This window comes from Arthrobacter sp. NPDC055585 (assembly GCF_053619115.1).
Genome location: NZ_JBSHIT010000002.1, coordinates 210,035 through 236,702, shown reverse-complemented (window position 1 = coordinate 236,702; position 26,668 = coordinate 210,035). Strand labels below are relative to the sequence as shown.

Below are 26,668 nucleotides of genomic sequence, written 5' to 3'. Positions count from 1 at the left end.
GCTTCCCGGAGGCCTCTGCCGAATGACGAATTCCACGTACCTCTGCGGCGGCACGTCGTGGGATGACCAGGGCGCCTTCCTGCGCCTTCTTCAGCCCGGCGGAAACAGGGCAACACTGAGGCTTGGGCCCGGATCAGAGCTGCGCTTCCGCAACCGGTCCGAGGTGCCGCGGTACTGCCTGGGTTACGAGCTGCTGGGGGAGGACGGGCGGCGGTCCCAGCCGTGTCCGGCGAACGCGGCTGCGGAGCGGGGCTACCAGTGCAAACGGTGCTTCTTTCAGGACGAGGGCCGGCTGGTGCACAACAGCCACCGGGGCGGAGAGCTGCCGGACGGACTCAGGAACTATCTTGCCCGGCCGCAGTGGCTCTACATTGCCACCTTCGCGGACGGGACCACCAAGGTTGGCACAGCGGCAGACCGGCGGAAGGTCCTGCGATTGACCGAGCAGGGAGCGCTCGCAGCCCAGTACGTGGCGCGTGCCGCCAACGGACTGCAGATCCGGGTCCTGGAGGACGAGATTTCCAGCGCGCTCGGCCTGCCCCAGGCCGTGCGTGCCGGGCACAAGTGCGCGGCACTGGCGTCCCCGCTGCCCGCCGAAGAGCTCCGGGCCATCAACGCGGGCCACGCCGACGGCGCCCGGGCAGTCCTGTTCGACCGGGATCCGGACGGATTCGAGGTTGTGAAGGAAACATGGCCGCGGCCCGGGGCCTTCGAAACGGTACTGGAGGAGAAGGCGCCGGCGCTGTACCCGCTTCCGCTGTCCACCGGGGACCACGGCCTGGTTATCCGTGGAATGCTGGGCAGCACCGCGCTCGCGGCCACCGACGACGCCGGCCTCAGCTTCCTGGCCGACCTCACCGTCCTGAAAGGGCAGCGGCTTGAGTTCGGTGACTTCCGGACCGAGCTGCCGGCACTCCAGCAGCACCTTTTCTAGTGGCCCTGCAGAGCACTGCCGTTTCGGCGGTGCCGGTGCCGCGACTGTATTCTGAAGCCATGCTTAACACCCCCTGGGAAACCGGTTCGCCGCTCTACCGCCGTCTCGTTGTCATTGCTCTTTCAGTCACCGGCGCGGGAATCCTCATGGTCCTCCTGGGAGCGGTGACCAACCAGCAAGTCATCATGTACCTGGCCCTGCCGGTGATTGTTGTGGGCATGAGCGTGCACCTGAGCGGTATGGTGGTGCGGGCCCGTGACGCCCGACGCCGGATGAAGGGAAACAAATGAGCATCAACCCCGAGCTGGCCGGCCGGAGATACCCGGCAGGCGAGTCCTACCAGGTTGGCCGGGAAAAGATCCGGGAGTTCGCCCGGGCTGTGAAGGCCACGAACCCCGCCCACTTTGAAATCGCCGCTGCCCAGAAGCTTGGCTACGCCGACCTCGTTGCTCCGCCCACGTTCGCGATCATCGTGGCCCAGCAGGCCGACGCCCAGCTGATTCGGGATCCGGAAGCCGGCATCGACTTCTCCCGGGTTGTCCATGCGGACCAGCGCTTCACCCACCACCGCCCCATCGTGGCAGGGGATGACCTGCTGGCGGAACTGCACGTGGATAATGTGCGGGCCATGGGCGACGGCGCCCTTGTCACCACGCGCGCGGAGATCTCCACCGTGGAAGGCGAGAAGGTCGCCACCACGGTTTCATCCATCCTCGTCCGGGGAGAGGGCCAGTAGCCATGTCCATTGCACTCAGCGAACTGCAGACCGGCCAGGAAATCGGCCGGACCACCCTGGAAATCAGCCGGGCGGACCTGGTCCGTTACGCCGGCGCTTCCGGAGACTTTAATCCAATCCACTGGAACGAACGCTTCGCCCGGTCCGTGGACCTGCCCGGCGTCATAGCGCACGGCATGTTCACCATGGGGGCAGCCGTCCAGCTGGTCACCGACTGGATCGGGGACCCCGGCGCCGTCCTGGATTACCAGACCCGCTTTACCCGGCCGGTCACGGTGGAGGACGTCGACGGCGCCCCGGGCGCCGTGGTCGAAGTCACCGGAACAGTTGGGGCAGTGGACCCTGACAACTCCACCGCCCGGATCGACCTGACGGTGATGTTCAATGGCCAGAAGGTGCTGGTCAAGGCACAGGCGGTTGTACGGGTCTGGTGAGCGCTCTGACCTCGATGCAGCTTGCATCCCTGACCACGTCCCGTGTGGGGGGCCCGGCACGCCGTTACCTGAACGCCGAAACCGCCGATGAGCTTATCTCCATGGTGCGGGCGGCAGATGAAGCCTCCGAACCGCTGCTGATTGTTGGCGGGGGTTCCAACCTGCTGATTTCCGACGCAGGATTCGACGGCGCGGTGGTCCACGTGGGCAACCGCGGCATTGAGTTCCGCGAAGGCGACGGCGGCACCGCCGTCGTCGACGTCCAGTCCGGACACCCGTGGGACGACCTGGTGGCCCGGACAGTGGCCGAAGGCTACGCCGGACTTGAAGCGCTCTCCGGTATTCCGGGGCTGGCCGGGGCGACGCCGGTGCAGAACGTGGGTGCCTACGGCGCCGACGTTTCGCACAGCATTGTCTCGGTGCTGGCCTGGGACCGGCAGGAACGCTCACGCCGCCGGTTCGGCGCCGCTGAACTGGAGTTCGGCTACCGGGATTCGCTGCTGAAGCGCACCACGGTGAACGGATCTCCGCGCTACGTTGTCCTGAGCGTTGAGTTTGCCGTGACCAAGGGAACCGTCAGCGCACCCGTGCGCTACGCGGAACTGGCGCGCGCACTTGGCGTCGAGGTCGGCGAGAGTGCCGATACCGCCGCTGTCCGCCGTGAGGTCCTGCGGCTGCGTGCCGGCAAGGGCATGGTCCTGGACCCTGCGGATCCGGACACCTACAGCACCGGATCCTTCTTCACGAACCCGATCCTGCCCGCACCGGATGCTGACCGGCTCCCCGCCGAGGCACCGCGTTATCCCGTTGCTGACCCGGGCATGGTCAAGCTCAGCGCCGCCTGGCTGATCGAGCATGCAGGTTTCGGCAAGGGGTTCGGCCTCCCGGGCACAGCGGGGGAGGAGCTGGCCGGCGGGCGGGCATCCCTGTCCGCCAAGCACACCCTGGCCGTGACAAACCGCGGAAGCGCCTCGGCTGCAGACCTGCTGGCCGTTGCCCGGGCGGTGGCCGACGGCGTCGAGCAGCGCTTTGGTATCCGGCTGCATCCGGAACCCCTGCTCATAAACTGCTCCCTGTAACCCGCAAGCCGAAACAGCGAAACCGCCCGTTTGGAGTTCCAAACGGGCGGTTTCTGCGTTAACCCGGGTACGGGGTTACAACTTAGAGCTTCGAATAGTTAGAATCTTTAACTATGAGCTTTGATGAGTCCCTTAAGCTATCCCGGCAGCTGCGGCCCATGCTGCCCCGGCTCTACCACCTGAGCCGCCGCCGCATCCCCGGCTGGGACCTGACTGCCTCGCAGTCCTCTGTCATGAGCACCCTTGTCGACCGCGGCCCGCTGCGGATGGGGGAGCTCGCTGCCCTTGAAGGTGTACAGCTGCCCTCAGCCACCTCCGTAGTTAACGGGCTGGTGAAACTGGACCTTGTGGAACGGCGGGCAGACCCCGCCGATCGGCGCGCGGTCGTCATTGACCTGACCCGGAAGGGAAGGGAACAGGTGGACCAGCTCGTGGAGCGCCGGAATCAATCCTTTGCGCTGCTGCTGGAGCGCCTGCCGGAGCAGGACCGCAAACTGCTTCAGGATGCCCTGCCGGCAGTCGTGCGGCTGCTGTCCCTGGGACCGGATACCGAAGACCTGCAGCTGGCCGGCACCCCTCCCGTGGCCGGGTGACTCCCTCCTCCAACCGACGGTCAAATACATCCCTTGAAAGGCACCACAGATATGAGTAAGACCGGGCGGGAAGCCCCTTCACATCCCCGGCTGGCGGACGCGCTGCGAGGCCAGCCGAAAACAGTCTGGGTGACGGCCTTCGCAGCAGTGATCGCGTTTATGGGCATTGGGCTGGTGGACCCGATCCTGAACACCATTACCGAGGAACTCGGTGCTTCCCCCACGGAAACCACCCTGCTCTTTGGCTCCTACCTGGGAGTCCAGGTCCTGGCCATGCTGCTGACGGGTGTGATGTCCTACCGCTTTGGCGCCAAACGCACCCTGGTGACCGGACTAGTGCTTATCGTTCTGGCCGCGGGTGCCTGCTCCCTGGCAAACAGCATCGAGACGCTCGTGTGGCTGCGGGCCGTCTGGGGACTTGGCAACGCGTTCTTCATCGCTACGGCCCTGTCTGTCATTGTGGGTGCCGCAGCCGGCGGACAGGCAGGAGCCATCCTGCTGTATGAGGCAGCGCTCGGCGTGGGGCTCGCCGTCGGGCCCCTGCTGGGCGCTGCCCTGGGCACCATTTCCTGGCGCGGGCCCTTTGCCGGAACCGCTGTGCTGATGGCGATCGGCGTCATTCTCTGCACAGCGATGCTGGCCAAGGACAAAGACAAGTCCGCGCGGCAGAAGATCCGGCTCATCGACCCGATCCTGGCCCTGCGCAACCGGAACCTGCTGATGACTTCCCTGGGCTCGGCGTTCTACACAGCGGCGTTCTTCTCGATCATTGCCTGGTCGCCGTTTGTGCTGGAAGAAGGTGCCTTCTTCGTTGGGTTTGTCTTCTTTGGCTGGGGTCTGTGCGTGGCGGTCTCATCCGTGGTGCTGGCACCGAAGGTGGCCGGCTGGTTCGGTGAACGAGGGGGAGCGGTGATTACGGTGCTCATCTACGCGCTGGTACTGCTGGGCATGGCTGCCGGGAACAAGACGGTCGTGGTGATCGGCATCGTGGTCTCAGGCATCTTCTCCGGCATCCTTAACACCCTCTTCACCGGCACGGCGATGAGCTCGGGCACAGGGCCGCGGGCGGTGAACAGCGCCGGCTATAACTTCCTGCGCTGGTTCGGCGGAGCGGTCTCGGCCATCCTGGTGGGCCACGTTGCGCAGTGGCTCGGCATGCGTGCGCCCTTCTGGGTGGGAGCCATCTGCTGCGCCGTAGCTGCGGGACTGCTGCTTCTGCGCAGCGGGGCAGGCGACCCGGATCCGCACAGTGTGCCGGAAGCTGCGGCCGCCGTCGGCGCCGACTAGCGCACCGCCGTCGGGCATCCTTCCCATCAACCAGCGAGAGGCCAGTTACGGTTCTTTCCAAGTGTGGAAAGAGCCGCAACTGGCCTCTCGATGAGGGGAGCGGAAACCCTAGAGGTTGCCGGTGGCGATGCGCAGCATCCGGCGCAGCGGCTCCGCGGCACCCCAGAGCAGCTGGTCGCCGATGGTGAACGCGCTGATGTACTCCGGTCCCATTTCAAGCTTGCGGATCCGGCCCACGGGAATGTCCAGCGTGCCGGTCACTGCCACCGGGGTGAGCTGTTCCATGGTCGCTTCCTTGGTGTTCGGAACCACCTTGGCCCACTGGTTGTCCGCGTCGATGATCCGCTCGATCTCGGCGACGGACAGGTCCGCGGTGAGCTTCAGGGTCAGCGCCTGGGAGTGTGAGCGCATGGCACCGATCCGCACGCACAGCCCGTCGAAGGGGATCCGGCCGGAGTCCGTGCCGAGGCCCAGGATCTTGTTGGTCTCCGCGCCGCCCTTCCACTCTTCCTTGGACTGGCCGTTGCCCAGGTCGGCATCGATCCAGGGGATCACCGAACCGGCCAGCGGAACGCCAAACTGGGAGGAATCCATGGACGGATCCTTCTGCTGGGCCAGCACTGCGCGGTCGATCTCCAGGATGGCCGACGCCGGATCAGCCAGGTTCGCTGCCACGGCGGAGTTCAGCGCGCCGAACTGGTTGAGCAGTTCGCGCATGTGCCGGGCGCCGCCGCCGGACGCTGCCTGGTAGGTCATGGACGTGCCCCACTCCACGAGGCCGTTGCGGAACAGTCCGCCCAGGCCCATCAGCATGCAGGACACAGTGCAGTTGCCGCCCACGAAGTTCTTCACCCCGCGCGCCAGTCCGGCGTCGATGACGTCCCGATTGACCGGATCCAGCACGATGATCGCGCTGTCATCCATGCGCAGTGTGGAGGCGGCGTCAATCCAGAGGCCGTCCCAGCCGGCGTCGCGCAGCTTGGGGTACACCTCGGAGGTGTAGTCGCCGCCCTGGGTAGTGACAATAATCGGCAGCTTGGCCAGCGTTTCAATGTCATAGGCGTCCTGGAGTGTGCCGGCACCTTCGGCGAAGGACGGGGCTGCGCCGCCGGCGTTCGAGGTGGAGAAGAAGACGGGGTTGATCAGGTCGAAATCGCCTTCGTCCTGCATGCGCTGCATCAGGACGGAACCGACCATGCCCCGCCAGCCGACGAAGCCCGCGGTGGGAACAGAAGAAGCTGCTGAAGTCATGCTTTCAGTCTAGGGCAGGCGATCTCAGCCGTCCTGCTCGGTTACGCTGCGGTTCCGGGTCCACAGGGCGAAGCGGTACTGCAGCCCGTTCGCGGACGTGTACCAGTCCTGCGCCGGGCTGACGCCGCTGAACGTCCAGTCCGGGCCCAGCCGCGGAGCGTAGCTGTCGCCGTCGGTCTCGGTGTTGATTACGGTGACAATCGCAACATCCGCCAGCGGCTCGGCTTCGGCATACACCTGGGAGCCGCCGACAATCCAGATCCGGTCCCCGCCGTCACTGCCTTCGGCCGCTTCCAGCGCTGCCTCCAGAGAGGGTACGACGACGGCGCCGGACGGCTCCAGCTCGGCGGCCAGTCCCTCGCGGGAGGAGATCACAATGTTCTTCCGGCCGGGCAGCGGACGGAACGCTTCGGGGAAGGACTCCCAGGTGCGCCGGCCCATGATCACCGGATGGCCCAGGGTGCTGGCCTTGAAGTGGGCGAGGTCTTCGGGCAGGTGCCACGGCATCCCGCCGTCCTTGCCGATGACGCCGTCGGTGGTCTGGGCCCAGATCATGCCGACCAGCGGCACACCGGTGCTTCCGTAACCGCGCGCTGCCAGAGCGTCGTCGAGCTCCAGGCCCTCCTCGCCGGCGCGGCCGACGGGGTAGTAGCGGGTGGAATCAGCGAACCTGTTCAGTTCAGTCAAGACGGGTGCCCTTTCACACGGCGATGGGTGCCTTGATGCCGGGGTGGTGCTGGTAGTCCAGGACCTCGAAGTCATCAAGTTCGTAGTCGAAAATGCTGGCAGGCTTCCGCCTCAGCCGCAGTTTAGGATACGGGAACGGCGACCGGGACAGCTGTTCTGTGACCTGGTCCAGGTGGTTCTCATAGATGTGCACGTCGCCGCCGGTCCAGACGAACTCACCCGGCTCCAGTCCTACCTGCTGGGCGACCATCAGGGTCAGCAGTGCGTAGGAGGCAATGTTGAACGGCACACCAAGGAAGGTGTCCGCCGAACGCTGGTAGAGCTGGCAGGAGAGTTTGCCGTCAGCCACGTAGAACTGGAACATGGCGTGGCACGGCGGCAGCGCCATGTTCTCCACCTCAGCCGGGTTCCAGGCCGTGACAATGTGCCGGCGCGAGTCCGGGTTGTTTTTCAAACCGTCGATCAGCTTGGCGATCTGGTCGATCTGCCCGCCGTCCGGTGTGGGCCAGGAGCGCCACTGGACGCCGTAAACAGGGCCCAGCTCGCCGTCGTCGTCCGCCCATTCATCCCAGATGGTGACGCCGCGTTCCTGCAGCCAGCGTACGTTCGAGTCTCCGCGCAGGAACCACAGCAGTTCCAGCGCAACGGACTTGAAATGCACCCGCTTGGTGGTGATCAGCGGGAAGGAATCGCTGAGGTCAAAGCGCATTTGCCGGCCAAAGACACTGCGGGTTCCGGTGCCGGTGCGGTCGGATTTAGGGGTGCCGTGCGCCAGGATGTCGCGCAGCAGGTCTTCGTACGGTGTGGGAATCGTGGTCACGGCTCCAGTCTAGTAGTGGAGGCCAGTGCATCGGCCAGAAGCGTGAGCACAACGGCATCGCTGAGCCGGTGCCGGCGTGCCGCCGCGGCAAGCTGCCCGACGGCGGCGTCCACCTCTGCGGGGACGGAACCTGTGTGCTCGGCGGGCGGGAAACTTCGCTGGGCGATGACGGTGCCCCGGCGGCGCAGCGCTGTGACGGTTCCCTCGGCCTCGAGTTCCTTGTAGGCCCTGGCCACCGTTCCCGGAGCCACGCCAAGGTCCGCGGCCAGGGTGCGGATGGTGGGCAGCCGGTCACCCGGTGCCAGGACTCCCGCTGATGCGAGGGAACTCACCTGGGAACGGATCTGTTCATACGGCGGGACGGGAGAGGCCAGATCCACCCGGATCTGTGCGCTCATGTCCGCTGGGCCGGAGGAAGGTCCGCCTGCTCGGCGTAGCGGGGATCATCCGGGAAGTGGGACGGGCCGAACTGGCGCCACGCCACCACGACAGCTGCAAGCAGCAGGAGGGTGCCGGCTGCGTTGCTTTGCTGCACCAGCGGGGTGAGCCAGGTCAGCGGAGGTTCAACGGGGATGTCCCGGTTATAGGTGCTGGCCCAGGGGCTGTGCAGGGAGACGTCATAGAACACCAGTCCTGCAGCGGCGAGGCATGCGGCGCTGCTGGTCCGGGCCAGGCGGAACAGGGCGACCCGGCGCAGCCGCAGGTCGGCGTCCCGGTCATCGGGCAGAGCCGGACGAGCAAGGACCAATCGGTGGACCAGATCCGTCAGCAGCGGCAGCAGCAGGACCAGCAGGGCAGCCGTCAGGGCATAGCGCCAGTCAAAGAACGGCTCGAGGTCCTGCCTTGCACCCGGCGCAGGGGCGCCGGGACCTGCATCGCCCGGATAGGCTGCTTCGAGGAAGGTTCGTGCCGCCCGGTCAACGGAAGGGCCGAGCAGTGCCGACGCCACGAGGACAACCAGCGTCAGCGCTGCGGCTGCCGTCCCGGTCCACCCCAGCCAGCGCGGCGGCCGGATGAACTCCAGAGCTTCAGGACCCAGCGGTTCTGCGGCAGGGGAGTGTTTCCTAATTCGGCGCGCATGGGTGAATTCCGTCAGCGCACAGAGCAGAGTGAAGATGCCTGCCGCCGCTGCCACGGCCAGGAGCAGGGAGTTCCGGTGTTCCCAGCTCGGGGCAAAGACGGCTATTCCGGCTATGGCCGCGAGCAGCGTGCCGCCGATGGTCAGGCGAAGGCTGGAGGCTGTTGCCTTCACCGCCTGAGGGGAAGAGACAGGGGCAGGGCCGCCTGAGGAGGACGGCTCCGGCAGCGGAACCCGGGGAGCCCGCTTGAGCAGGACCAGGATGCCGCCGACGGTGACCCAGAGGGATACGTACCGCAGCGCTTCGCCGCCTGCGCTGAGTCCGGGCGGATTTGGGTAGTTCGAGAGGAAGACGCCTCCGGACCAGGCAAGCACGATCATGACACCGGCTGCGGTGCGCAGGACCCGGTGGGCGGAGGCCCGGCGGAGTGCGGCGTCGGCTTCCGGAGAGGTGCCTGGAACTGCGGGCCGGACGGAGATGAGCTTGAGGATGCCGGCAACGGCGGCCACAGTGAGCAGAATCCACGGAGCCCAGCCCGTCAGAAGGTGCCAGGCGTAAACGGATCCGGGGTCCCGGGCCAGCGTGGTGGTAAGGATCAGCAGGTTGTAGGCCAAGAGAAATCCGGCAACGCCGGTCATGTATCGGGGGACCAGCGCCAGGACACCGCGGTGTTCCAGCCGGGCGGTACGGACAGTTCCGCGCGGCCGTGGCCAGGTGAGCTCCCCGACTGCCAGTACGGCCAGGGCCAGGACCGTGGGTGCTCCCAGCTGCAGCACGGCCGAGGAGAAGGAGTAGTGCTCCTCCCACCAGAGTTCTCCGCCCGTTTCCCGCAGCACCGGCTGGAGCACCCCGGGGAGCCACAGTGCCGTGCCAAGCGCGACCATCCCGATGCGCCGGGCGTATTTCTGGGCTGCTTCCGTGATCGTCCTCGGGCCGGTGCCTGGCCTCGGCCGGACGGTGACCATCATAAAAGCAACGATCACGGTGCAGAACGTGATGGTGCCCAGTACCGATAACGCGGCCTCAGCCATATGGATCCCCCGGAGCTATGGACGAAAGAATGTACCAAGTCTCTGGTACATAACTCCGGTGGTCAACCCTCGAGGTTCCGTCGAGAGGCCAGTTACGGCTCTTTTCAGGGCTGAAAGCAGCCGTAACTGGCCTCTCGTTAGTTAGAGGGCGCCGCCGGCAGCCTCGGGGGCGCCGTGGTCGCCGCCGCCGTCTCCCACACGCTCGCGGGCCATGAAGTTCTCCAGATCAAAGAGGTTGTCCGCACGGCGCGCCACGGTCAGCAGCGTGCTCATGGAGGCAACTTCCTCCACCTGCTCCTTCAGGAACCACAGCATGAACTGCTCACCCAGGGCGTCGCCCTCTTCACGGGCTGCCGCGAACAGCGCCTCAATCTGGGAGGTCACCTGCTTTTCCTGCGCAAGGGCCATTGCGATGGGCTCGACGACGTCGCTGAAGTCGTTCTTCACCGGGGCGACGCCGGGGATGCGCACCGGGAGGTCCCGGTCCAGCATGTACTGCACCAGCATCATGGCGTGGTTGCGCTCCTCGACGGACTGGGCGTAGAAGTGGCGGGCCAGCTGCGGGAGGTCTTCGCCGTCAAAGTACACCGCCATGGCGACGTACTGCTGCGAGGCATTGAACTCGTTGCCGATCTGGGCTTCCAGAAGTTCAGTGAATTTGCTCATGCGGCAACAATAGGCCCGCTGACCAGCGGAAAAAAGGACGGATAGGCTTAGCTCGCTAAGGCTTGGCTTGGCTTGGTGGGGCCGGTGCTAGTCGTCGAACGGACGGTACCGCTCCAGGGAGATAACCCGGCGGGGGTTGCGCCGGCTGATCTGGCACACCACCATCTCACCCGGCGCCAGGTATGGGTCCTTGTCCGGCAGCAGGGCGGCCATCCGGTCCGTCATCTGGTCTGACAGGACGCCGAACACCAGCGGCAGAACCGGCCGGTGTGTGCACAGTGCCACCGGCTTGGCCTTCTCAAACAGGGCGTCTACTGCCAGGCGGGCCTTGCCGGGTTTGCGCTTGGCATTGTGCTCGGTGATCGCGTCCACTGTCTTGAACTTGGGCTTGCGCGTATTTACGTACGGTCCCATGGTCTGGACACAGCGCAGCCAGGGGCTGGAAACCACCCGGTCGGGGTGCCAGGCCTGCAGCAGGCGCGCCACCGCCTTGGCCTGGCGCTGGCCGGTGGCAGCGAGCGGCCGGTCGCCTTCGGCCCGGGCCCAGGAAGAGCGCGGCTTGGCCTTTGCATGCCGGACGACGATCAGCGGCCAGGTGTCCAGATCGCCGGTCTCGAAAGCGGTGACCAGCGCCTCCAGCGGCAGCTTGTCTGTCGGGTTGGTCAGCAGGGAGGCCGCTTCTTCCGGCGAGCACCAGCGGACCCCGTCCACTTCTTTGCCGTCCGGCCGCGGCTTGGCCGTGGAGCCGTTGGCGGCCCAGTAATGGACGGCCTTGATTCCCGAAGCAACCGGATACCGGGTTTCCGGCAGGGCGATGCCAAGCCGGATATCCAGTCCAATTTCTTCCTTGACTTCCCGGACGGCACATTCGGGGATGGTCTCTCCGGAGTCAAGCTTCCCTTTGGGCCAGGACCAGTCGTCGTAGCGGGGCCGGTGGATGAGCAGCAGTTCCAGCTGGTCTCCGCGCACCCGCCAGCACAGGGCCCCGGCGGCGATGACCTTCGGCTCGCCGGTCAGGTTCACGGCTGTCTCGGTTCCGTCCAGCAGCAGCGCCGCCGTGTCTTCCGCCGTGTCTTCCGCCGTGTCTTCCGGCGTGTCCCGGCCTTCTCCCGGCGCTGCCACAGGAAGCTCCCGCGCGGCGGGGTCCTCGGTGCCGTGCATCAGCGGCGGGCCAGGGCGCGCTGGCGCGAACGGGAGGCGAGCAGCCAGGACTGCACGTCCTCAAGCGGGTTGCCGTCCTCGTCCTTGTGGTGCCGGGTCCAGATGCCGTCATCCTCCAGGTGCCAGCTGGCTGTTCCGGGATCCAGATACCGGTCCATCAGCTCGATCAGGTCTGCGATGTCCTCGGCAGAGCCCAGCTGGACCAGGGCTTCCACCCGGCGGTCCAGGTTGCGGTGCATCATGTCTGCCGAACCGATGTACACCACCGGATCGCCGCCGTTTGCGAAGGCAAAGACCCGGGAGTGCTCCAGGAAACGGCCCAGAATGGACCGGACCGTGATGTTTTCGCTGAGTCCGGGTACGCCGGGGCGGACCGAGCAGATACCGCGGACAATCACGTCCACCCGGACACCGGCCTGCGAAGCGCGGTACAGGGAATCGATGATCGCCTCGTCCACCATGGAGTTGACCTTGATGATCACCCGCGCGTCCAGGCCGGCCTTCTTGTTCGCGATCTCGCGTTCAATCCGGTCGATCAGCCCTGAACGGACCGACCGGGGTGCCACCAGCAGCCGCTTGAACGTGGACTTGGGTGCGTAGCCGGAGAGCTGGTTGAAGAGCTTGGTGAGGTCTTCGCCCACCTTCTCATCCGCAGTCAGCAGGCCCAGGTCTTCGTAGTAGCGGGCGGTGCGGGGATGGTAGTTGCCGGTGCCGATGTGGCAGTAGCGCCGCAGCCCGTCGACTTCCTGGCGGACCACCAGGGAGAGCTTGCAGTGCGTCTTGAGCCCCACAATGCCGTAGACCACGTGGACGCCGGCCTGCTCCAGCTTCCGCGCCCAGGAAATATTCGCCTGCTCGTCGAAGCGGGCCTTGATCTCCACCAGAGCCAGCACCTGCTTGCCGGACTCGGCGGCATCAATCAGTGCGTCCACAATGGGGGAGTCGCCCGAGGTCCGGTACAGGGTCTGCTTGATGGCCTGGACCCTGGGATCGGCAGCGGCCTGTTCCAGGAACGCCTGAACGGACGTGGAGAAGGAGTCATAGGGGTGGTGCAGCAGGATGTCCCTGCGGCGCATGGCAGCAAAGACATCTGCCGGCTTGGACGTCTCGGATTCCTTCAGGTGCAGCGAGGTGTGCGGCACCTGCTTGGGGTAGTGCAGGTCCGGACGGTCAATCTGGCTGATGGGGCTCAGGCCGCGCAGGTCCAGCGGACCGGGGAGCGTGTAGACCTCATCCGCTTCCACTCCCAGTTCCCGGATCAGCAGCTGGCGGATGCTCGGGTTGATGTCCGGAGTCACTTCCAGCCGGACGGGCGGGCCGAACCTGCGGCGCAGCAGTTCCTTTTCCAGCGCCTGCAGCAGGTTCTCGGCGTCGTCCTCTTCAACCTCAAGATCCTCGTTGCGGGTAACCCGGAAGGTGTAGTGCTCCACAACGTCCATACCCGGGAAGAGCTGGTCCAGGTGCTCGGCAATGACGTCTTCGAGCGGAATGAACCGTGCCGTGCGGCCGGCAACGTTCCCGGCGCGCGGGCCGTCCACGGAGATCAGGCGGGGGAGCTGGTCGGGTACCTTTACGCGGGCAAAGAACTCCTTGCCGCTCACCGGATTGCGCACCACGACGGCGAGGTTCAGTGAGAGCCCGGAAATGTACGGGAACGGGTGGGCCGGGTCTACGGCCAGCGGCGTGAGGATGGGGAAGACTTTGGCTGCGAACTGGCGGTGCAGCTGGGCCTTGGACGCGTCGTCGAGGTCCCGCCAGCCCACCAGATGGATGTTCTCCTTCTCCAGCGCCGGGCGGATCTGCCGGGCAAAGACCTCGGCGTGGCGCTGCTGCAGCCGGTAGCCGGCCTCGGTGATCTGTTCCAGCTGTTCCACCGGGCTCAGGCCGGCGGCGGAGGGCACGGCGAGCCCCGTGGCAATGCGCCGTTTAAGTCCTGCCACCCGGACCATAAAGAACTCGTCCAGGTTCGAGGCGAAGATTGAGAGGAAATTGACGCGTTCCAGCAGATAGAGGTCCGGGTCCTCAGCCAGTTCGAGCACCCGTGCGTTGAAATGCAGCCAGCTGATTTCCCGGTCGAGGAAACGGTCCGGGGTGATGTCGCCGCTGGGCACCAGGGCCGGGCCAAAATCCGGAATATCAATGCGGTCCTGCGTGGCCCGCGGGGCAGGCATCGCCTCGGACGACCCAAAGGGCGACCGTGCGGCGGCTGCGGTGTCGGAATCCATAGTGTTTCTCCCTGGCAGTTCTGGCCGGCCCTGCGCCCCCCTGCACCGCAGGCGGCCAAGGCCCATATCCTCAACCCTACAAGCAGCCGGTGCTTATTCGGCCGCGTACATCACGTCCACGTCCCAGCGCACAAAACCGAGCTTGCGGTAGAGAGCCACCGCGGCGGTGTTGTCCGCATCGACATAGAGCATGACGGCGTCCAGTCCGGACTCGTGCAGGTAGCTGATTCCGGCCAGGGTCAGGGCCTTTCCCAGCCCGGATCCCTGCGCCTGCGGGGTCACTCCAACCACGTACACCTCGCCGATGGCGGGGTGGCTGCCGCTGCGGGGGTGGACCTTGGTCCAGTGGAAGCCCAGCAGTTCGCCGTCGGACTCGCGGACGGCGAGCAGGAAGCCGTTGGGATCGAACCAGTCCTCGGCCATGCGGGCTTCAAGGTCGGCGCGGGTCATCGCTCCCTGTTCGGGGTGATGGGCGAAGGCCGCTGCGTTTGCCGCCAGCCACGCCTCCTCGTCCTGGCCCGGAACGAACGGCCGCAGCTGCACGCCGTCGGGCAGGTTCGCTGACGGCAGGCCCTGGGAAAGCGCGTCGTGGGAGAGCCTCATCCGCCACAGCTCGCGCACCGGCTGGAAACCGAACCGCGCTGCGAGCTTGACCGCTGCCTCGTGGTTCCCGTGCGACCACGCCTTGAAGTCCTGCCCGGCGTCCTGGCGGACAGCCTGGACCAGCGACGTTCCCACGCCCTTGTTGCGGTAGTTCGGGTGCACCACAAGTTCCAGCACACTGCCGTCGTCGGCGGAAGCAGTGAGGACGGCGGCTCCGGCGAGCTCCTGTGCCGTGGCCGGATCGGAGTGCTCATCGTGGGTCAGCGCGAGGAAGACCCGCACCCGGTCAGGATCAGCGGACGCAGAACGCAGGTCAACGAGCGTCTGCTCGGAAAAGGGCGGGTTGCCGTCGGCCTCGGCGGCGGCAGCAGCCAGCTCCAGGATGCCGGCGAGCGCGGATTCCTCCGGGGTGCCGTGCGTAGTCAGGACAGGCCATGTGGTCAGGGGATTCTCGCTCATTGAAGAAGACTAACCATTCACGGCCCAGGTTGGGAGACGGCTCAGGCCTCGTGCCCTGCGGCTGCCGTCTGCTCCTCATGGGTGCGGGCCTTGGCAAAGCGGTAGCCGACGTTGCGGACGGTGCCGATCAGGTTCTCATGGTCGGGGCCGAGCTTCGCCCGCAGGCGCCGGACATGAACGTCCACGGTGCGGGTGCCGCCGTAGTAGTCGTACCCCCACACCTCATGCAGCAGCTGGTCGCGGGTGAAGACGCGCCCGGGGTGCTGGGCCAGGTACTTCAGCAGCTCGAACTCTTTGTAGGTCAGGTTCAGGGCCGTGCCGCTGACGCGTGCGGTGTAGCTCGCCTCATCGATGACGACGCCGGAGGCATGGATTTCGGTGCTGGATTCCTCTGCGGCGGCCTGGGTCCGTGAAACTGCCAGGCGCAGGCGGGCCTCAAGCTCGGCGGGCCCGGCGGTGTCCAGAACGACGTCGTCGGCCAGCCAGTTGGCGGCGACCGCAGCCATGCCGCCTTCGGTGAGGACGAGCACCAGGGGAGTGCCCAGGCCGGTGGCCTTGAGCAGCTGCGTCAGGGACCGGGCCCCCACGAGGTCTTTCCGGGCATCAACCAGCACGACGTCGCAGGGATCGATGTCCAGGAGTGCAGTGGGCTCTGCCGGGACTATGTGGACCTTGTGGTTGAGCAGTTCCAGGGCAGGCAGCACCTCAACAGATGACCCCGGACTGTTGGTCAGGAGCAGAATGTGCGACATAGATCCTCCGAAAGTTGGGCGCACATCATTGGGCACGTATCCCGTCCGGTCCCCAGCGGCCGAAGAGTGGTTGAAAGTATACCCAGCGGCGGCCCGGCAGCCCGTAGCTTTTATCCACGCTGCGTAATAAGGCAGTATGGCTAGGGTGAAACTTTGGAGCATAGCGGTGCCGGCGGCAACTGTACTTGTCGGAATCGTGGCGGCATCCTTTGTTTCCCCCGAGGCCACCGCAGTTTTCACCGGTGCTGCAGCTGCGGTTGCCGGGTTCGGCTGGCCGTACCTGCTTGGTGTTCCCGCCCGCAAGAGCCAGGGACTGGTCCTGGCGCTCGTTGGTGCCGGAGGCACCGCTGCGGCCTACTTCGCCCCGGCTACGGCCATGCTTACCTGGCTGCCCGGCATCGTCGCCGTCGGAGTGGGCGCCGTTTTCCTCATCCAGCTGCTGCGCGGCACCGGCCAGCCGCACCGGCTTGAATCCACCATCGGCGTGATCGCCGGAACCCTTGTTGCCGGCATGGCTGCCGGCTGGGTTGCTGCCGACCGCCTTCCCGGCGGGGGATCGGAAAGCCTGATCATTTCCGGTGCGGCTGCAATCGCCGTGGCCATGCTGATCTCCCTGATACCGCTGGCGGACCGCATCACGGCGCCCATCGGCGTCGTTGCCGGTGCTCTTGCCGCCGCCGGAGCAGCGGCCCTGGTTCCCGGGCTGCCGCTGCTGGCCGCAGCCTTTGTGGGCGCTCTCTGCGCCGCCGTCATTGTGGCCGTGCGCCGTCTGGCGCTGATCCGGGATGACTCTCCGGGGCTCCTGGGAATCCTGGCCGCGGGAGCTTTTCCCGTGCTGGCGCTTGGCACCGCTGTCTACTTTGCCGGCCGCCTCCTGGTTCCCTAACCGGCCCCGGCCCACGGAGTCACACGAGACAAAGCACCCGCCGGGCGGGTTAGGATGTAGGCATGTCGCTTCTTGCTCTTGAAATCTTCTTCATCGTCCTTCTGGGTGTCACTGGCCTGGCTATGGCAGGTTTCGCAGCCCTCGTTGTTGCTCGCCTGTACAAGGGCCAGAAGTAACTCGAACCCCTAAAACCACCCCGAGCTGAAAAGGGAAGGGTCCGGCCATGCCAATGGAGATCCCCACAGACCTCACGCCCGAACTTGTTCCGCTCTCCTGGCTGCTGGGAGTTTGGGAAGGAACCGGACGCCTCGGCGAAGGTGATGCCGAGTCCGAGCACTTCTCCCAGCGGGTAACGTTCCGGCAGAACGGTCTGCCCTACCTGCAGTACACAGCCGAGAGCTGGCTGACGGACGAGGCAGGCACAGTGCTGCGCCCGCTCGCCGTGGAAACCGGGTTCTGGGCGCTGGACCGCCCCCTGAACGACGCCGACGGCGGGCCGGGACTCATCCCGGCGGACATCGTGCCGGCGCTGCGCAGTGCCGACGAAGTCGAGGAACTGCGCAATGATTCCGGCGGGTTCGACATCACCGCCACGATCGTGCACCCCGGCGGAATCGCCGAACTTTACTATGGCCAGATCAAGGGCCCCCAGATCCAGCTCACCACCGACCTCGTGATGCGCGGCGTTAACTCCAAGGAATACACCGCCGCCACCCGGATCTACGGCCTGGTGAACGGGGACCTGTACTGGCGCTGGGACGTCGCTGCCGAAGGGAAGGCGCTCGAAGCGCATGCCTCGGCGATCCTCAAGAAGCAGGACTGATCCCGAGCTCGATTCGAAGGGGAACGGAATACCGTTCCCAGGCTAGGACGTTGCACCTGACATGAGCATCAAAAGCCCCCTCCTTGCCCGCCCCGGCGCTGTCGAAGCTGCCGGCGCCGATGCCGGTACGGCAGCCCATTACGGCGATCCCCTGCGTGAACAGCGTGCGCTGGCTCGCGGTGAAGCCGTCACCGACCTCTCCAGCCGCGGCGTCGTCACCGTCTCCGGAGCGGACCGGCTGAGCTGGCTCAACACCCTTTCCTCCCAGCAGGTGGCTGCCCTCAAACCCGGGGAGAGCTCTGAGCTGCTGCTGCTGAGCATCCAGGGCAGAATCGAACACGACGCCCGCATACTCGACGACGGCGAACGCGCCTGGCTGATTGTTGAAGGTGCTGAAGCACCTGAACTCGCTGCCTGGCTGAACAGCATGAAGTTCATGCTCCGGGTGGAAGTCCAGGATGTAACCGCCGACTGGGCCGTGGCCGGCTCGGTGGCTCCGGTGCCCGCGTGGTCGGACTTTGCAGTCTGGACGGATCCCTGGCCCCAGGTGGGTCCGGGCGGACATGCGTACACGGAATCTGCTGACCCTGCGCACCCCGGATACGAGCGCCCCTGGTACGAGTACCTGATTCCCCGGGACAGCCTGGAGGCAGCAGTCAGCGCCGCAGGGCACTCTCTGGCCGGATCCATGGCAGCCGAGGCCCTCCGCATCGCCGCCTGGCGCCCGCGGCTGGGGGCAGAGACAGATGACAAGACTATTCCGCATGAACTGGACCTGATCCGCACGGCGGTCCATCTGGCGAAGGGCTGCTACAAGGGCCAGGAGACCGTTGCCCGCGTGCACAACCTTGGACATCCGCCGCGCCGGCTGGTGTTCCTGCAGCTGGACGGGTCGCAGCACACCCTCCCTGCAGCGGGAAGCCCGGTCAAACTCGGCGAGCGGGTGGTTGGCCGTGTGACATCCGTGGGGCAGCACTATGAAATGGGCCCGGTGGCCCTGGCTGTCATTAAGCGCTCCGTGGATCCGGAAGCCCAGCTGGTGGTCGAGGACGAGGATGAACTCTATGCGGCAGCCCAGGAACTGATTGTTTCCCCGAACGCCGGACAGGCCGTCGGGCGCCCGACGGGCCTGCTGCGGACCCCCCGTCCGCGCAGCTAGCGCGGCCGGGCCGGCGCCTTCGCGTCTTTCGAGGCGGCACACAGTATTCGAGCGACCCGGCAGCGAGCCGGTACGGAAGGACGAGCCAGATGACTGAGAATCCCACCCAGGGCGGCGCAGCGGACCAGGAGATGCTGGAGCTCGCCGAACGGCTGTTCGACGGCGCCCGCCAGGGGGACACAGAGCTGCTGCGGACCTACGTTAGCGCCGGTGTGCCCGCCACCTTGACCAACGCCGCCGGGGATTCGCTGCTGATGCTCGCTGCTTACCACGGGCACGCCGGAACGGTGCAGCTGCTGATCGAACTGGGTGCGGATGTCAATACGCTCAACGACCGGGGACAGTCACCGCTGGCAGGCGCCGTGTTCAAGGGGTACGCAGACGTTGTCCGCACCCTGCTGGCTGCCGGGGCGGATGCCGACGCCGGTAACCCCTCTGCCCGGGCCACGGCGGCGTACTTCCAGCGCGCGGACCTGCTGGAGGGCTAGCCGCCCCGTAGCAGCGCAGCCCACGCGCCGCCGCCGGCCGTCGAGCGGGGTACCTAGGCAGGCAGGGATACCGACGTGCACAGGCCGGCAGAGACAAAGCCGGCCCCCGCAGCGGTGCGGCTGGCTCCCAGGTTGTTGGACTGGATTCGGGACTGTGGAATCAGTCCTGCCGCCATGGCATCCTCGACGGCGATTGAGGTGACGTAGGAGCCCAGTCCGCGCGTCCGGTGGTCCGGTGCGGTTAGTGTCCCAACGTCGGCCAGGATGCCCTCGCGGATGGTGTAGCCGGCTCCGGCCAGCGGCACCGGGGCGCCGGGTCCTGTGTCATCAACCAGGACAAAGAGGATGTCGTGGCGGGAGAGTTTGGCCTCCACTACGTCGTCCGGAGGGCAGAGGCGCTCCAGGGCTTCGGCATACTGGAAGTCATCCGCAATGGCCAGGTCCTCCGCCACGGGAATCGGGGGATAGGAATCCGTGTAATACAGGTGTTCCTCGGCCATGCCGCGTCCGCCGTGGTCCAGGGAGAGGCGCAAAAGGCCCGAAAAGCTGCTGAGCTCGGCCGTGCTCTTGGAACGAACCTGCTCTGCCGCCCATTCCGGTCCGGAAAAAACCTCACGGCCGAAGAGCCGGACGAACTTCACTTCGTTCGCTTCGTCCTGCACGTCGTATATGCGCTCTTCGTCCTCAGCAGCGGAGAGCGCGTCGTCTTCCAAGCCCAGCCTGCGGGACCAGGCAAGCTGGATAATGGCAATAGTGCCGGGGTCAAGGTCCATAGAACTCAAGTTACACGGGTGTGCGCAGGGCGGCGCAAGGTGCGGATGGCAAACTAATAGGGGACCTAACCAAAAAGAATGGCGGCTTCCTCGTAGCGGCTCTCCGGAACGGTCTTAAGGTTGCCCAGGGCCTTTTCGAACCCAACCCGCACGATGTCAGTGCCGTGCAGGGACACCATGGTCCCCCACAGCCCGTCCATAACCGAGTCCACGGCAGCCATGCCAAGCCGGGTGGCCAGCACACGGTCAAACGCAGTGGGGACACCGCCGCGCTGGATGTGGCCCAGAACGGTGGCACGGGTCTCGATGCCGGTGCGTGCTTCGATTTCCGGAGCCAGCAGTTCACCGATTCCGCCCAGCCGCGGCCGGCCGAAGGAATCCAGCCCGCGTTCGGAATGAGGGGCTTCCATGTCCGTGGTCACGAAGCCTTCCGCCACGACCACCAGGGGTGCACGGCCGCGTTCCCGGGCCTCGTTGACCCACTGGGCAATCTGGTCAAGGCTCACCGGCTTCTCCGGTATCAGGATGGCGTGTGCACCGGAGGCCATGCCGGAATGCAGCGCGATCCAGCCGACATGCCGGCCCATGACTTCGGCAACCATGCAGCGGTGGTGGGACTCGCCGGTTGTCCGCAACCGGTCGATTGCTTCGGTGGCAATCTGGACGGCAGTGTCGAATCCGAACGTGAAGTCGGTGGCATCGAGGTCATTGTCCACCGTCTTGGGAACGCCGACGATCTTCAGTCCGGCGTCGGTCAGGCGCTGCGCGGCTGCAAGGGTTCCCTCGCCGCCGATGGCGATGACAGCGTCGATTCCCAGCCGCTCCAGTGTCTTCCGGATGTTGTCCGGGCCTCCATTGGGGCCTTCGAACGGGTTTGTCCGGGAGGTTCCCAGGATGGTACCGCCCTGTTTGGAAATGCCGCGGACCCGGGTTCGGGGCAGATCGATGATGTCGCCGTCGACCACGCCGCGCCAGCCGTCGAGAAAACCGACGAACTCCACGTTGTGGGTCTTGATCCCGTTGAGTACCGCTCCACGGATAACCGCGTTAAGTCCGGGGCAGTCGCCCCCGCTGGTAAGGATGCCGATCTTCATTACGTGACCCCTGGATCTGGTAGGTGGGCGGCGGCCTCCTACGATTCTAGCCACCAGCAGGCGGGCGCCCGGCATCCGGCGCTCCGCCTGGGCCCGGCATTACGAGGATTAGTGCCAAAGGCACGTAACACAGGGCCGGGCCCGCCCGGAATCAGCGGCTGATGAACTTCTGCAGCAGGATGGTGCCGTCCGTGGTGGGCAGCAGCAGCCAGGCCACTAGATAGGTGCCGACGCCGATGAACGGCAGCAGGAAGCTCAGCAGGACCACAATGCGGACCAGCGAGACGTCCCAGCCGAACTTCTGGGCGATGCCGGCGCAGATGCCGGCCAGCCAGCCGCCGCGGGCACGTTTGATGGGGGAGGAACGCAGCACGTCAAAAAACTTGTCCATCGATTCATTCTTTCTTCTTTTGGGGCTCTGAGGGCGGTAGAGCGGCCGTTTCGGCCAGAGGCGAAAAGCCGTGGAGGAGGAATTAGCCGGTGCGGTTCTTTCCCAGGACTGCCAGCAGGCCGCCGATCACCAGTGCCGCACCGGCTCCGATCAGCAGTCCCAGCAGAACCATGCCGGTGTCCAGCCGCAGGCCGGTGAGCTGCACCGTGAGGATCAGGGCGCCGGCGACTGCCAGCACCAGGCCCCAGACGATGGTGCCCACCCGCACCGGACGATGCTCAGGCTCAGGCTCCGGGAGGTACCCGGCTTCCGACGGTGTTTCAAAGGAGGCCGGGTCCGCGTCGTACCTGCGCGGCCGATCGTTGTTGGATTCGCTCATCGGTCCAGGCTGCTTTCATCCGTGGTCACCAGAACGTTGCTGGCGACACCTTTGATTTCGATGATGATGCGGTTTCCGCGCGCATCAGGATTGAGGGTGCGCTCCTGCGGGCCCACCCAGAGCCCGCCGGTGGATGTGAACCTTCCGCCGTGTTCGAGTTCCACGTTGCCCAGCGCCATCTCGGAGTAGACGGAGACCGGTGCGTCGTCCGGCACCAGGATGGTCAGGTCACCTGCGGCGACGCTGACCGGGACCGTGATGTCTCCGTCGGACAGGTCATCAGCCAAACCGCGCAGATCAAGGTTTCCGTCTGCCGCCGCAACACTGTATCCCTCCGACGCGGTGCCGGACTGGGACACGCTCCAGTTGGATTCGTTGGCCACCACCAGGTTCCGATACGCAAAGCTGCCATTGAACAGCAGGGCGGCGATTAGCGTGAGGACGCCCAGCCCGCCGGCCAGCCCGGAAGACCTGCCGGCCGCGCCGAGGCCTACGATTCCCAGACCGAGGACCACCCCGGCCGCCGCCAGGGCTACGGACACCGGGGAACCGGTTTCGTAAATGCCGGTGTAATCCAGGGCGAGCAGCACTCCGGCCGCCAGGAGGGCAAAACCGCAGATGAGGGCAACCCAGGACGCCGGCGGATGGCAGCTGACGGGTTTCGGTTCCTTGCCGGGGGGAGGGAACTGGACGTAGATGCCGTCGAACTCCCGGTCTGATGCCTTCGCCTGGCCGGACGGACCGGCCGGATGGGCGTCAAAGGGCAGCGGCATGGTGGGTGCATCCGGGCCGGGATAGCCGGCCGGAGCAGGTCCGGGCATGGATCCCGCGGGAGAATGCGGTGTGCCGGCGGACCGCTCTGAACCGCCGGCGTGCATTCCCGCGGACGGCCACCCCTGCTGCGCCGGGGGGCCCTGGCTGTACGGACCCTGGTTGTACGGGGCCTGGCCAGGCACAGGGTTGTTCAGGGGATTCCCGGGCCGGCCGGGAGCACCGGCCTGGCCGGTGGCTGCGCTCTTGGCGCGTCCGGCCCTGGTGGTGAGCCAGTAAATGCCCAGCACCACCGCTGCTACCCAGAACAGACCCCAGAAAACGGACCCCAGCCAGCTGTCGTTCGCCCAGAAGGAGATGCCGGGTCCGCCTAGGCCAAGCACCGTGAAGACCAGGGCTCCGGTCATCCCGGAGGTCCAGGTGCCGTGGACAGCCTCTTCCAGATGGATCCGTCCGTCCGGTTCCGGCAGCAGCGCCCAGGCGACGCCGTACAGAACGACGCCGACGCCGAAGATCGAGAGCACGATCACGATGCCGCGGACCAGTACCGGGTCGAGGCCGGTGCGCTGCGCGATGCCGCCGGCGACGCCGCCGATCCAGCGGTCGGCAGAGCGCCGGATGCCCAGCTGCCGGAGCCAGGCGAAGAATGAATTCTCAGGGGGGCCGCCGTAGGGTGCTGCGCCGGGCGTTGGCGGCGGTACCGGCCGGGGGTGCTCCCCGCCGGGCAGTCCGGGGTCAGTAGGATGCGAGTTCATGCTTCCAGTCTTCCAATCCGGCATCGCCAAGACATCCGGGTTTCCCCTGAGCCACCCCTGAACGTACCCCTGATCAGGGCACAGGGAAGGAAATATGTGCCGTTTCAGGGCTCCCGGCGTGCTTGGATTGGACCATGAGACCTCCCCTGCTCCGCCCGCCCGAGAAGGTGGTTGCCGGTGTCTGCTCCGGGCTGGCCGTCCACCTGGGCATGCCCGTCGGGACGGTCCGCGTCCTGATGGCGGTGCTCTCGCTGGTGGCCGGCGCGGGCATCATCCTTTACGGCTGGCTGTGGATCATGGTGCCCACCGCCGAAGAACAGGCCGCGGCCGGGGACAGGAACCCGCGCAGCGTGGCGGATAACTTTGCCAGGTATCTGCAGCAGGGCCAGGCGAACCGGGCAGGTACCGGAGCCGGTCTCATCGGCAGTCGTGAAATCCTGATTGGGCTCGCGCTCCTGGTCGTAGCCGCCGCCGTTGTGGCCCAGGGGCTAGGGGCGCAGATCAACCTCCAGCTCCTCTTCCCGTTCGCCGTGATTGCTGCCGGTGCGGTGCTGGCCTGGTCCCAGCTGGATGCCAGCCGAAAAGCCGGACTGGTGGCCGGAGCCGGAGCGGACCGGAAGATGGGACTGCTGCGCCTTATCACCGGTCTGGTGCTGGTGGTTTCCGGATTCCTGCTGGTGGTCTCCGGCTCGGTCACCTGGGACGTGCTGCTGGCGGCCTCGCTGGCGTCGATCGCTGTCCTGGCCGGCATTGCGCTGGTTCTGGCACCGTGGGCGGTGCGGTGGTGGCGGGCGTTCCAGGCTGAACGTGCCGGGCGCATCCGCCAGACAGAACGCGCTGAAATAGCCGCGCACCTGCATGATTCGGTGCTGCAGACCCTGGCCATGATCCAGAACCGCGCCGGGTCCGAGTCTGAGGTCATTAAGCTTGCCCGGGCCCAGGAACGGGAACTGCGGCAGTGGCTTTATGCCGATCCGGAGAAGGGCACCGGCACCCTGGCAGATGCGCTGAAGGCCGTGGCTGCCGAAGTCGAAGATGCCTACGGGCATCCGGTGGACTATGTGGCCGTGGGCACGGGGGAGCTGACGGTTCAGAGTTCGGCGCTGGTGCAGGCGGCCAGGGCTGCGCTGTTCAATGCTGCCCAGCACGCAGGAGGACAGATTTCGCTTTACCTCGAGTGCAGTCCTGAAGCGGCAGAGGTCTTTGTCCGGGACCGGGGCCCGGGCTTCGACCCGGACCGCGTCCCCGAGGACCGGCTTGGCCTGCGTGAATCGATCATGGGGCGGATGCGGCGCCACGGCGGCTCGGCACGGGTGCGGAGCAGTCCTAACGGCACCGAGATACATTTGGCATTGCCGCTGGGCGGAGCGGATATCCAGGCGGCGCAGGAGAAGGAAGCAGAGAACCCGTGAGTGCAGCAGACCCAATCGACGTGGTGGTCGTGGATGACCACGCCATTTTCAGGTCCGGCCTGAAAGCTGACCTGGATGCAAGAGTCCGGGTCCTTGCGGAGGCGGCAACCGTGGAAACTGCCGTTGCGGCGATCCGCGAAGCCAGGCCCTCGGTGGTTCTGCTGGACGTTCACCTGCCCGGCGGTTCCGGGGGAGGCGGTGCGGAAGTCATTGCCGGTTGCGCGGACCTGCTGGGCTCCACCCGGTTCCTGGCCCTGAGTGTTTCCGACGCCGCCGAGGACGTTGTCACGGTGATCCGGGCAGGAGCCCGCGGCTATGTCACCAAGACCATCTCCGGAGCGGAGATCTCCGACGCCGTGGTCCGGGTGGCGGGAGGCGACGCGGTGTTTTCGCCCCGGCTGGCCGGATTTGTGCTGGACGCTTTCGGGGCTTCCACGACCGTGAGCGTGGAGGATGAACTGGACCGGCTTTCCGTGCGGGAACGGGAAGTCATGCGCCTGATTGCCCGCGGCTACAGCTACAAAGAAGTCGCCAAGGAGCTGTTCATCTCGGTCAAGACCGTGGAAACCCACGTTTCAGCAGTCCTGCGGAAGCTGCAGCTCTCATCCCGGCATGAACTGACCAGGTGGGCTGCAGCCCGCAGGCTGCTCTAGGGCTTAGCCTGGCCCAGGAAGTCCTTCAGCCGCGCCATTCCGGTGGCAAGGTCCTCATCCCCGAGGGCGTAGGAGAGGCGCAGGTACCCGGAAGGGCCGAAGGCTTCACCCGGTACGACGGCGACTTCCGCCGCCTCCAGGATCAGTGCGGCAAGCTCTGCGGAGGTCTGCGGCCGAACCGGCCCGGCGGCGTTCGGGAATTCCCTCCCCAGCAGACCGCGCACATCCGGGTAGGCGTAGAAAGCGCCCTCCGGCATCGGGCATTCGACGCCGTCGATCGAGTTCAGGGCCTCCACCATGGCCCGGCGGCGCCGGTCGAAGGCAATCTTCATCTCATCCACCGCTGTCAGCGGACCGGAGACGGCTGCCAGCGCTGCCATCTGGGAGATGTTGGAGACATTGGAGGAGAGGTGGGACTGAAGATTGGTGGCCGCCTTGATGACATCGGGGGCGGCAATCATCCATCCGACCCGCCAGCCGGTCATTGCGTAGGTCTTGGCCACCCCGTTGAGGATGACCACCTTGTCGCCCAGCTCGGGGCAGCGGGCGGCAATCGAGGTGAAGGGAACGCCGCCGTAGGTGAGGTGTTCGTAAATCTCATCCGTGACCACAAACAGGCCGTGGTCCGCAGCCCACATGCCGATTTCCGCGACGTCGTCAGGCGGGTAGACGGCACCGGTCGGGTTGGACGGAGAAACGAAGAGCAGCACCTTGGTCTTCTCGGTCAGGGCAGCGTCCAGCTGTGAAACGGTGACACGGTAGTCCTGCTCGGGGCCGGCGAAGATTTCAACGGGAACGCCGCCGGCCAGCCGGATTGCCTCGGGGTAAGTGGTCCAGTACGGCGTCGGCACCAGGACCTCGTCGCCCGGATTGAGCAGCGTGGCGAATGCTTCGTAAACCGCCTGCTTGCCGCCGTTGGTCACCAGCACCTGGGAAGGATCCACGGAGTAGCCGGAGTCGCGCTGTGTTTTCTCCGCGATGGCCTTCTTCAGCTCCGGCAATCCGGAAGCGGGGGAGTAGCGGTGGAAGCGGGGATCCTGCGCCGCGGCAACGGCGGCGTCAACGATGTACCCGGGAGTGGGGAAATCGGGTTCGCCGGCACCGAAGCTGATGACCGGACGACCGGCAGCCTTCAGGGCTTTGGCCTTCGCGTCAACTGCAAGGGTGGCGGATTCTGCAATGGAGGCGATGCGCTCTGAGATTCGGCCGTTGGAAGGCATGGCGTTCCCGTCTGGTTTGGTACTGGATGCGTGCAGTATCGAGTTTGTGTGTGCGTCCGACCTGCGG

At 66.1% G+C, this 26,668-nt stretch carries 29 protein-coding genes; 13 read left to right on the top strand and 16 right to left on the bottom strand.

Annotation, left to right across the window (positions count from 1 at the left end; all coding sequences use genetic code 11):
• The first annotated feature begins 22 nt into the window (after positions 1-22).
• The 7 genes from ACWGQ2_RS04915 to ACWGQ2_RS04885 all read left to right on the top strand — a co-directional run bounded on the left by ACWGQ2_RS04915 (position 23) and on the right by ACWGQ2_RS04885 (position 5,063).
• Entirely contained in the window at positions 23-934 is a 912-nt protein-coding gene (locus ACWGQ2_RS04915) for a DUF2797 domain-containing protein (RefSeq protein WP_452014884.1), read from the top strand.
• 59 nt (positions 935-993) lie between these two features.
• Positions 994-1,224, top strand: a complete 231-nt coding sequence (locus tag ACWGQ2_RS04910) for a hypothetical protein (RefSeq protein ID WP_422400607.1) — start codon at positions 994-996, stop codon at positions 1,222-1,224.
• Positions 1,221-1,670, top strand: coding sequence for an FAS1-like dehydratase domain-containing protein (locus ACWGQ2_RS04905; protein ID WP_452014881.1), 450 nt, complete (start codon positions 1,221-1,223; stop codon positions 1,668-1,670). Before ACWGQ2_RS04910 ends, ACWGQ2_RS04905 begins: the two co-directional genes overlap by 4 nt.
• Positions 1,671-1,672: 2 nt before the next feature.
• The gene (locus ACWGQ2_RS04900; protein ID WP_452014879.1) at positions 1,673-2,104 is read left to right on the top strand and encodes a MaoC family dehydratase; all 432 of its coding nucleotides are present in this window, start codon (positions 1,673-1,675) and stop codon (positions 2,102-2,104) included.
• Between the two features lie 5 nt (positions 2,105-2,109).
• Positions 2,110-3,183, top strand: a complete 1,074-nt coding sequence (locus ACWGQ2_RS04895; protein WP_452015356.1) for a UDP-N-acetylmuramate dehydrogenase — start codon at positions 2,110-2,112, stop codon at positions 3,181-3,183.
• Positions 3,184-3,296: 113 nt separating this feature from the next.
• The gene (locus ACWGQ2_RS04890; protein ID WP_452014877.1) at positions 3,297-3,776 is read left to right on the top strand and encodes a MarR family winged helix-turn-helix transcriptional regulator; all 480 of its coding nucleotides are present in this window, start codon (positions 3,297-3,299) and stop codon (positions 3,774-3,776) included.
• A gap of 51 nt (positions 3,777-3,827) precedes the next feature.
• Positions 3,828-5,063, top strand: coding sequence for an MFS transporter (locus ACWGQ2_RS04885; RefSeq protein WP_452014875.1), 1,236 nt, complete (start codon positions 3,828-3,830; stop codon positions 5,061-5,063).
• Positions 5,064-5,171: 108 nt separating this feature from the next.
• On the opposite strand, the gene asd is transcribed toward ACWGQ2_RS04885, so the two are convergent.
• The 10 genes from asd to ACWGQ2_RS04835 form a co-directional block, all read right to left on the bottom strand.
• Positions 5,172-6,314 carry an aspartate-semialdehyde dehydrogenase gene (gene asd / locus ACWGQ2_RS04880; RefSeq protein ID WP_452014873.1) on the bottom strand — a complete coding sequence of 381 codons (1,143 nt, stop codon included), beginning with the start codon at positions 6,312-6,314 and terminating at the stop codon, positions 5,172-5,174.
• 24 nt (positions 6,315-6,338) lie between these two features.
• On the bottom strand, positions 6,339-7,001 hold the full coding sequence (locus ACWGQ2_RS04875; RefSeq protein ID WP_452014871.1) for a dihydrofolate reductase: 663 nt from the start codon (positions 6,999-7,001) through the stop codon (positions 6,339-6,341).
• 13 nt (positions 7,002-7,014) lie between these two features.
• Positions 7,015-7,821 (bottom strand): thymidylate synthase, encoded by an 807-nt coding sequence (locus ACWGQ2_RS04870; protein WP_452014869.1) that lies wholly within the window; start codon positions 7,819-7,821, stop codon positions 7,015-7,017.
• Entirely contained in the window at positions 7,818-8,219 is a 402-nt protein-coding gene (locus ACWGQ2_RS04865; RefSeq protein ID WP_452014867.1) for a GntR family transcriptional regulator, read from the bottom strand. The genes ACWGQ2_RS04870 and ACWGQ2_RS04865 overlap by 4 nt, the downstream gene beginning before the upstream one ends.
• Positions 8,216-9,931 (bottom strand): hypothetical protein, encoded by a 1,716-nt coding sequence (locus ACWGQ2_RS04860; RefSeq protein ID WP_452014865.1) that lies wholly within the window; start codon positions 9,929-9,931, stop codon positions 8,216-8,218. The genes ACWGQ2_RS04865 and ACWGQ2_RS04860 overlap by 4 nt, the downstream gene beginning before the upstream one ends.
• Positions 9,932-10,072: 141 nt before the next feature.
• Positions 10,073-10,597, bottom strand: coding sequence for a ferritin (locus ACWGQ2_RS04855; RefSeq protein WP_452014863.1), 525 nt, complete (start codon positions 10,595-10,597; stop codon positions 10,073-10,075).
• Positions 10,598-10,684: 87 nt separating this feature from the next.
• Positions 10,685-11,719 carry an NUDIX hydrolase gene (locus tag ACWGQ2_RS04850; RefSeq protein ID WP_452014861.1) on the bottom strand — a complete coding sequence of 345 codons (1,035 nt, stop codon included), beginning with the start codon at positions 11,717-11,719 and terminating at the stop codon, positions 10,685-10,687.
• Positions 11,720-11,757: 38 nt separating this feature from the next.
• Positions 11,758-13,983, bottom strand: coding sequence for an RNA degradosome polyphosphate kinase (locus tag ACWGQ2_RS04845; RefSeq protein WP_452014859.1), 2,226 nt, complete (start codon positions 13,981-13,983; stop codon positions 11,758-11,760).
• Between the two features lie 93 nt (positions 13,984-14,076).
• Positions 14,077-15,045: a mycothiol synthase gene (gene mshD / locus ACWGQ2_RS04840; RefSeq protein WP_452014857.1), complete on the bottom strand. Its 969-nt coding sequence runs from the start codon at positions 15,043-15,045 to the stop codon at positions 14,077-14,079.
• A gap of 41 nt (positions 15,046-15,086) precedes the next feature.
• On the bottom strand, positions 15,087-15,797 hold the full coding sequence (locus tag ACWGQ2_RS04835) for a winged helix-turn-helix transcriptional regulator (RefSeq protein WP_452014855.1): 711 nt from the start codon (positions 15,795-15,797) through the stop codon (positions 15,087-15,089).
• 136 nt (positions 15,798-15,933) lie between these two features.
• On the opposite strand from ACWGQ2_RS04835, the gene ACWGQ2_RS04830 reads away from it, so the two are divergent.
• From ACWGQ2_RS04830 to ACWGQ2_RS04815, 4 genes are all read left to right on the top strand, one after another.
• Positions 15,934-16,683 carry a hypothetical protein gene (locus ACWGQ2_RS04830; RefSeq protein WP_452014853.1) on the top strand — a complete coding sequence of 250 codons (750 nt, stop codon included), beginning with the start codon at positions 15,934-15,936 and terminating at the stop codon, positions 16,681-16,683.
• Between the two features lie 223 nt (positions 16,684-16,906).
• Positions 16,907-17,506, top strand: coding sequence for a nitrobindin family protein (locus tag ACWGQ2_RS04825; protein ID WP_152226415.1), 600 nt, complete (start codon positions 16,907-16,909; stop codon positions 17,504-17,506).
• Positions 17,507-17,567: 61 nt separating this feature from the next.
• Positions 17,568-18,665, top strand: a complete 1,098-nt coding sequence (gene ygfZ, locus ACWGQ2_RS04820) for a CAF17-like 4Fe-4S cluster assembly/insertion protein YgfZ (RefSeq protein WP_452014851.1) — start codon at positions 17,568-17,570, stop codon at positions 18,663-18,665.
• A gap of 89 nt (positions 18,666-18,754) precedes the next feature.
• Positions 18,755-19,153, top strand: coding sequence for an ankyrin repeat domain-containing protein (locus ACWGQ2_RS04815; RefSeq protein WP_452014849.1), 399 nt, complete (start codon positions 18,755-18,757; stop codon positions 19,151-19,153).
• Positions 19,154-19,206: 53 nt separating this feature from the next.
• Here ACWGQ2_RS04815 and ACWGQ2_RS04810 read toward each other — a convergent pair whose 3' ends face one another.
• The 5 genes from ACWGQ2_RS04810 to ACWGQ2_RS04790 all read right to left on the bottom strand — a co-directional run bounded on the left by ACWGQ2_RS04810 (position 19,207) and on the right by ACWGQ2_RS04790 (position 23,316).
• Entirely contained in the window at positions 19,207-19,926 is a 720-nt protein-coding gene (locus ACWGQ2_RS04810; protein WP_452014847.1) for a GNAT family N-acetyltransferase, read from the bottom strand.
• Positions 19,927-19,991: 65 nt separating this feature from the next.
• Positions 19,992-21,020, bottom strand: coding sequence for a 6-phosphofructokinase (locus ACWGQ2_RS04805; protein ID WP_452014845.1), 1,029 nt, complete (start codon positions 21,018-21,020; stop codon positions 19,992-19,994).
• Between the two features lie 151 nt (positions 21,021-21,171).
• Entirely contained in the window at positions 21,172-21,411 is a 240-nt protein-coding gene (locus ACWGQ2_RS04800; RefSeq protein ID WP_452014843.1) for a PspC domain-containing protein, read from the bottom strand.
• Positions 21,412-21,493: 82 nt separating this feature from the next.
• The gene (locus ACWGQ2_RS04795) at positions 21,494-21,790 is read right to left on the bottom strand and encodes a hypothetical protein (RefSeq protein WP_452014841.1); all 297 of its coding nucleotides are present in this window, start codon (positions 21,788-21,790) and stop codon (positions 21,494-21,496) included.
• On the bottom strand, positions 21,787-23,316 hold the full coding sequence (locus tag ACWGQ2_RS04790) for a PspC domain-containing protein (protein ID WP_452014839.1): 1,530 nt from the start codon (positions 23,314-23,316) through the stop codon (positions 21,787-21,789). The genes ACWGQ2_RS04795 and ACWGQ2_RS04790 overlap by 4 nt, the downstream gene beginning before the upstream one ends.
• Positions 23,317-23,450: 134 nt before the next feature.
• On the opposite strand from ACWGQ2_RS04790, the gene ACWGQ2_RS04785 reads away from it, so the two are divergent.
• Positions 23,451-24,728, top strand: coding sequence for an ATP-binding protein (locus ACWGQ2_RS04785; protein ID WP_452014837.1), 1,278 nt, complete (start codon positions 23,451-23,453; stop codon positions 24,726-24,728).
• Positions 24,725-25,381, top strand: coding sequence for a LuxR C-terminal-related transcriptional regulator (locus tag ACWGQ2_RS04780; protein ID WP_452014835.1), 657 nt, complete (start codon positions 24,725-24,727; stop codon positions 25,379-25,381). The genes ACWGQ2_RS04785 and ACWGQ2_RS04780 overlap by 4 nt, the downstream gene beginning before the upstream one ends.
• On the opposite strand, the gene ACWGQ2_RS04775 is transcribed toward ACWGQ2_RS04780, so the two are convergent.
• Positions 25,378-26,601: a pyridoxal phosphate-dependent aminotransferase gene (locus tag ACWGQ2_RS04775; protein ID WP_452014833.1), complete on the bottom strand. Its 1,224-nt coding sequence runs from the start codon at positions 26,599-26,601 to the stop codon at positions 25,378-25,380. The genes ACWGQ2_RS04780 and ACWGQ2_RS04775 overlap by 4 nt on opposite strands.
• Between the last annotated feature and the right edge of the window lie 67 nt (positions 26,602-26,668).